The following is a 5,699-nucleotide window of genomic DNA, read 5'->3' on the forward strand; positions in this document are numbered from 1 at the left end:
TAAGAGACAGGGTAACCGGGGGTGACCTGCGCGGTGTCCACGAAGCGGATCGGCGTCGCCACGTTCGTGAAGCAGGCCTGCTCGTTCGCCACGACGACCAGGCTCCCGTCCGCGGCGTCCCGCGCGTCCTCGAGCGCCTCGAGCACGTTCTTGACCGGCGCGACCGGTACGGACGCGGCGGAGAGCAGATCGACCCACTCGGCCGCGGCCCGCTCGGCGAACCGCGCCTCCAGGATCGCCCAGAGCTCCTCCTTGTGCCGCAGCCGGTTCGCCGCGTCCACGAAGCGCTCGTCGACGATCAGGTCCTCGACTCCGAGCACCCGGCACAGGCCCTCCCACATGCGCGGCGTGTTGGCCGTCACGACGAGTTCGCGCCCGTCCGCGCCGCGGAAGGAGCGGTACGTCGCGATCGAGTCGTGGCCGGCGCCCTGCGGCCCCGGGGCCACCCCGTTCAGGTAGGTGTACAAGGCCTGATACGAGAGCATGGCGAGCTGGCCGCGCAGCATCGAGACGTCGATGATCCGGCCCCGGCCCGTCTCGTGCCGCGCCTGCACCGCGGCGAGGATGCCGATGACGGCGTACAGGCCCGCCACCACGTCCCCGGCCGGGATCCCGAGCCGCGCGGCGGGGGCGCCGGGATGCCCGTTGAGGCTCATCACGCCGCTCATCGCCTGCACGACCATGTCGTAGGCCGGCCGGTCGCGCAGCGGCCCGTCCTGCCCGAACCCGCTGATCGAGGCCCAGATCAGGGTGGGCCGATCCGCCAGGACCGTCTCCGGATCGATGCCGAGCCGCGCGGTGACGCCGGGGCGGAAGTTCTCGATGACGATGTCGGCGCCGGTGAGCAGGCGCTGGAACACCTCGAGGCCGCGCGGGGACTTCAGGTCGATCGCGATGCTGCGCTTGTTGCGGTTGTTGGCCAGGAAGTAGGCGCTCTCGCCGAGCACCGTCGGGCCGACGATCGCCCGGCTCGAATCCCCGTCGAGGGACTCGACCTTGATGACGTCCGCGCCGAGGTCCCCGAGCAGCTGCGTCGCCGAGGGCCCGGACAGGAAGGTGGTCAGATCGATGATCCGCAGGCCTTCCAGGGGCGGACGCTGGCCGGCGCTCATGCCGCCTCGAAGATGTGGATGGTGCACGCGCCGTGGTCGAGGCCCGCCGTGCCGCCGCCGGTCACGTGCGTCATGGCCCAGCGCGCGTCCTCGATCTGGCGCGCCCCGGCCTGCCCGCTCAGCTGCCAGAACGCCTCGGCCACCTGGGCCACGCCGCTGGCGCCGACCGGATGTCCCTTGGCCAGCAGCCCGCCGCTCGGGTTGACCACCACGTCGCCGCCGAAGGTGGTGCGGCCCTCGCGCAGCAGCGAGACAGCGCTCTGCTTCTCGGTCAGGCCGAAGGCGTCGTAGTAGACGAGCTCGGCGATGGAGAACGCGTCGTGCAGCTCGATCATGTCCAGATCGTCCGGGCCGATCCCGGCCTGGGCGTAGGCGTCGCGCGCGGACTGGTAGGAGATCTCCGGCTTGGTCATGTCCCGGAAGCCTTCCTCGACCTGGCCCGAGTGCAGCACCGAGGCGGCCACGCGCATGCCGCGCGGCGAGCCGAGGCGGTTGCGGGCGCGCTCGGAGGCGAGCACGACGACCGCGGCCCCGTCCCCGGTCGGGCAGCACATCAGCAGGGTGAGCGGATCGGCGACCGGCCGCGCGGCCAGCACCTGCTCGACCGTGACCTCTTGGCGGAACTGCGCGAACGGGTTGAGCGCACCGTGCCTGCGCGCCTTGACGCTGACCAGGGCCAGGTCCTCGACCGTGGCGTCGGTCTCGTACAGGTAGCGCGTCGCGCGCATCGCGTAGACGGCCGGCATGACGATGCCCTGCTTGACCTCGCGGTCCTCCGGCGAGAGCGGGAGGGTCCCGCCGCCGAACTGGGTCAGCTTCTCCACGCCGATGACCACGGCCACGTCGATCAGGCCCTGCGCGATCGCGGTGTAGGCCTCGTGGATCGCGGTGGCGCCGCTGGAGCAGGCGTTGTCCACGTTGACGGTCGGGACGGTGCCGAGGCCGATCTCCTTGGTGATCCGCTGGCCGGTCATCATGCCGCCGTAGGAGTGGCCGACGTAGACCGCGTCCACGTCGGACTTCTGCACGCCCGCGGTGCGCAGCGCGTCGATCAGGGGCGAGACCGCGAGCCCGACGTAGGAGGAGCTGCGGTGTTTGCCGAACGGGATCATCGCCGCGGAGACGGCGAACGCTGAGTCAGTCATGGGGATTTCCTCTCCTCATTCGCCGGCGGCGGCCGCGAAGAACCAGTCGTCGCCCTCGACCCCGAGTTCGACGCGCGTGTCCGGCCGCAACGGCGTGCCGCCCTCGCGCAGGTCGGCCAGCGTCCGCACGTCGCCGTCGAGGTCGACGTAGCCGATGACGCGCACCCCCTCGCCCCCGACGTGCAGCCGGGTGAAGGAGTACAGGGTCCCGGTCGTGGGCAGCGCGACCCGGGAGACCTCGCGGCCGACGCAGCGGCTGCACACGATCCGCGTGCCGATCATGCTCTGGCCGCAGTGGTCGCACACGGTGCCGACCAGCCGGCGGCCCTGCGGGAAGGTGCCGAGGAGGCCGTCGCTCTCCAGGTCGGCGATCGTGGCCGAGACCGGTGCCTCGGTGTGGACGGTCATTGCGCTCCTTCGTGGGTTGCGGCGGCGCGGGCGATGGACCGGGTCGGGCACACGGTGATCGCCATCTGGACCTTCTCCTCGCTGTCGCCGTGCGGGTCGGTGACCACCGCGATGCTCAGGTCGTCGAGGTCGAAGGTGTTCGGGGCGTAGAAGGTGCACTGCCCGGATCCCATGCACCGGTCCCGGTCGATCGTGAGTTCGTCCGCCATCAGTCGGCCTTCCGCTCGGTGTACTCGAGGTGGAGGCGGTTGTGCCCGCGGAACTTGTAGCTCGGCATCAGGTCCCAGCGACGCTCGCCGGCCGGCCCGTGCTGCTCCTCGGAGATCCAGATGCGCTCGGTGCGCTCGAGCAGGCGCTGGATCGAGAACACCGCCTCCGCGCGGGCGAGCGGCGCCCCGGGGCAGGTGTGGATGCCGCGGCCGAACGCGAGGTGCTGGCGGGCGTTGGCGCGGTTGACGATGAACTCGGACGGGTTCTCGAAGATCCGCGCGTCCCGGCCGGCCGCGCCGTGCAGCAGCATCACCACGGTGCCGGGCGTCAGGTCGAGGCCACCGATGCTGGTGGCGACCTTGGTGAGGCGGAACGAGCCCTTGATCGGGGCTTCCAGCCGCAGCGTCTCCTCGATGAACTTCGGGATCAGCGACGTGTTCTGCCGCAGCAGGTCCTGCAGCGCCTGGTCCTCGGCGATCCGGGCGAGCGAGATCCCCAGCAGCTGCACCGTGGTCTCGTTGCCGGCGGCGAAGAGGTTCGAGGCGATCCGGGCGACCTGGATCGGCTCGGGCAGTGTCTCGTCCGGGAAGGTCGCCACGGCCATGCCGGTCAGGATGTCCTCGGTCGGGCTCAGCCGGCGCTGCTCGATCTTCTCGACGAAGTAGTCGTAGAGCCGCTCGAGGCTGTTGTGGTGGGCCGTCTGCAGCTTGAGGTTGCCGAGCATCGGACCCTGACGCGTGGCGAGCAGGTCGATGAGCATCGGGTGGTCCGACTCCGGGACCCCGAGCAGGTCGGCGACGGCGAGGACGGCGTAGCGCTTGCTGTAGTCCCAGATGAACTCGCAGTGCCCCTGCGGCAGCAGCTCGTCGAGGAAGCGGTCCGCGGTGAGCTTGAGGAACTCCTCGTTCTCCTTGAGCCGCTTGGGCGTGATCAGACCCATCAGCAGCGCCCGGTGGTCCGTGTGCATCGGCGGGTCGAACGTCACGATCTGATCGTTCGTCGGGAAGGACGAGCGGTACTGCTCGAGCAGATCGGTCAGGTCATCGCCGACCAGCTCGACCGGGAGGTCGAGCACCGGCCCGCCGGTCCGGTTGATCGAGGAGTAGACCTCGGGCTGGTGGTAGACCTGCAGTGCCTCCTCGTATCCGGTGACGATGACGACTCCGTACTTCGACTCCCGCCACACCGGATGGTGGGCGAGCATGTGGTCGAAGTACGGCACCGAGTCAGCCGCCACCGCGGCATCGGTGAAGTAGTCGATCTCCGTCGGGTCGATCTCCACGGTGCTCATCGGTACCCCTCTTCTTGCTGCCTGGGCCGCCGGCTCTGGAGGCCCGCGCCGTCTGGCGGCCGAGCCCGCACGCTCGGCCGCCTTTCCGGCGTATTGTTAAACAGAACAGTCGTACGCTTGTGCGGTGCCCCTAGGATGATCCCGCCCACGCTGGGTGTCAAGGAGTGAGGGCGTCCTCCGCTGCTCGCTCGGGATGGCCGGAGTCGTTGACAGGCGCCCGGAAACCGGGGCACAATCCCTCCAGTGTTTCGTTGTATGAATTTTGCGTTCCGTTAGACGTATCAGGCTCTCGGCCCGGCCGAGCCACGCGCGTCGCACCCGGCTCAGGGACGAGCCCTGGGAGACATGGAGTACGAGATGAATGACGAGCTCGGTCCGGACCCGCTTGCCCCGTGGGTACGCGAGATCGCGAGCACGCACGAGGCCGCGCGCCACCTCGAGGGCGTGCGGTGCCGCGGCTCGGTGGCGCTGATCGACGAGGCGGCCCGGCTGCGCGGCGTCGCCCAGGTGAAGCTCGGCCGGGCCGTGTCGCTCGAGCGCGAGGTGGAGACCCGCCCGGCCCGGCTGGCCGCGGGGCGCGAGGCCGCCGACGCGGAGAAGCGCGACTGGCAGCGGCTGGGCGTGAAGGAACTGCCGACCGGCCACAACGACGTCGAACTCGAAGTACGGGTCGGCATTCACGGCCGTTCCGCCCACGGCGGCGACGTCATCAGGTACGACGCGCACGGCGTGCACAACACCCACCTCGACGGGCTCGCGCACATCGGCGCGGACGCGAGCTGGCACGGCCCGATCCCGGCCGAGGCCTCGCAGACCGACGAGGACACGATGGTGAACTGGGCGCAGCACGGCATCGCCACCCGCGGCGTGCTGCTCGACGTCGCCGCGGCGCGCGGAGTGGACTGGATCACCGCCGAGGAGCCCGTCACCGGCGCGGACCTGGACAAGGCGCTGGCCGCCACCGGCGTCGAACTCGAACCCGGCGACGCGCTGATCATCTATCAGGGCCGTGACCGCTACGAGGCGGCCGGGCACGTGTACCCGAGCGGGGCCGCGGCCGTGCGCCGCCCCGGCATCGGCCAGGACGGCTCGCAGTGGATCGCCGCGCGCGACCCCGGCCTGGTGCTGTGGGACTTCCACGACGCCCGCAACAGCCCGAGCGGCGCGCTCGAGGTGCACAACCTGATCTTCGCGATCGGCCTGTGCCTGGTGGACAACTGCCTGCTCGGCCCCGCCGTCGCCGCGCTCAAGGCCGCGGGCACCTGCACCGGCCTGCTCGTCGCCGCACCGACCGCGATCCACCGCTCCACCGGCGTGCTGATCAACCCGCTCCTGCTGTACTGATCCGCCGTCGACGAGGCCGTGTCTTCGAACCAGCGCCACGGCCCCGGCGATGGTTCGAAGTCACGGCCCAGGTCTGGCGCCGGCCCGGGGAGACCGGGTCGGTGCCAGACCTTTGCCGTACCCGGCCGCAGGTCCGCCGCGGCGTCCGTGCCCCCTGCCCCCTGTCTCTGATACACATCTCCCAGCCCA

6 protein-coding genes are annotated in these 5,699 nt (G+C 70.7%); 1 reads left to right on the forward strand and 5 read right to left on the reverse strand.

Annotated features, from left to right (window positions below):
- The 5 genes from KDL01_RS38635 to KDL01_RS38655 all read right to left on the reverse strand — a co-directional run.
- On the reverse strand, positions 1-1,112 hold a 1,112-nt coding region (locus KDL01_RS38635; protein WP_212533685.1), incomplete at its 3' end, for a CaiB/BaiF CoA transferase family protein.
- Positions 1,109-2,257 carry a thiolase family protein gene (locus tag KDL01_RS38640; RefSeq protein ID WP_212533686.1) on the reverse strand — a complete coding sequence of 383 codons (1,149 nt, stop codon included), beginning with the start codon at positions 2,255-2,257 and terminating at the stop codon, positions 1,109-1,111. The genes KDL01_RS38635 and KDL01_RS38640, both read right to left, overlap by 4 nt.
- A 15-nt stretch (positions 2,258-2,272) precedes the next feature.
- Positions 2,273-2,665: a Zn-ribbon domain-containing OB-fold protein gene (locus tag KDL01_RS38645; protein ID WP_212533687.1), complete on the reverse strand. Its 393-nt coding sequence runs from the start codon at positions 2,663-2,665 to the stop codon at positions 2,273-2,275.
- The gene (locus tag KDL01_RS38650) at positions 2,662-2,874 is read right to left on the reverse strand and encodes a ferredoxin (protein ID WP_212533688.1); all 213 of its coding nucleotides are present in this window, start codon (positions 2,872-2,874) and stop codon (positions 2,662-2,664) included. Before KDL01_RS38650 ends, KDL01_RS38645 begins: the two co-directional genes overlap by 4 nt.
- Positions 2,874-4,166, reverse strand: a complete 1,293-nt coding sequence (locus KDL01_RS38655) for a cytochrome P450 (protein WP_212533689.1) — start codon at positions 4,164-4,166, stop codon at positions 2,874-2,876. Before KDL01_RS38655 ends, KDL01_RS38650 begins: the two co-directional genes overlap by 1 nt.
- A 357-nt stretch (positions 4,167-4,523) precedes the next feature.
- On the opposite strand from KDL01_RS38655, the gene KDL01_RS38660 reads away from it, so the two are divergent.
- Positions 4,524-5,510: a cyclase family protein gene (locus tag KDL01_RS38660; protein ID WP_212533690.1), complete on the forward strand. Its 987-nt coding sequence runs from the start codon at positions 4,524-4,526 to the stop codon at positions 5,508-5,510.
- Positions 5,511-5,699: the final 189 nt, after the last annotated feature.

Source organism: Actinospica durhamensis (genome assembly GCF_018139695.1).
Lineage (GTDB): Bacteria > Actinomycetota > Actinomycetes > Streptomycetales > Catenulisporaceae > Actinospica > Actinospica durhamensis.

What these genes read in the sequence shown, in the direction of transcription:
- KDL01_RS38640 (WP_212533686.1), bottom strand. Translation starts at nt 2,257, where the DNA reads ATGACTGACTCAGCGTTCGCCGTCTCCGCGGCGATGATCCCGTTCGGC.
- KDL01_RS38645 (WP_212533687.1), bottom strand. Translation starts at nt 2,665, where the DNA reads ATGACCGTCCACACCGAGGCACCGGTCTCGGCCACGATCGCCGACCTG.
- KDL01_RS38650 (WP_212533688.1), bottom strand. Translation starts at nt 2,874, where the DNA reads ATGGCGGACGAACTCACGATCGACCGGGACCGGTGCATGGGATCCGGG.
- KDL01_RS38655 (WP_212533689.1), bottom strand. Translation starts at nt 4,166, where the DNA reads ATGAGCACCGTGGAGATCGACCCGACGGAGATCGACTACTTCACCGAT.
- KDL01_RS38660 (WP_212533690.1), top strand. Translation starts at nt 4,524, where the DNA reads ATGAATGACGAGCTCGGTCCGGACCCGCTTGCCCCGTGGGTACGCGAG.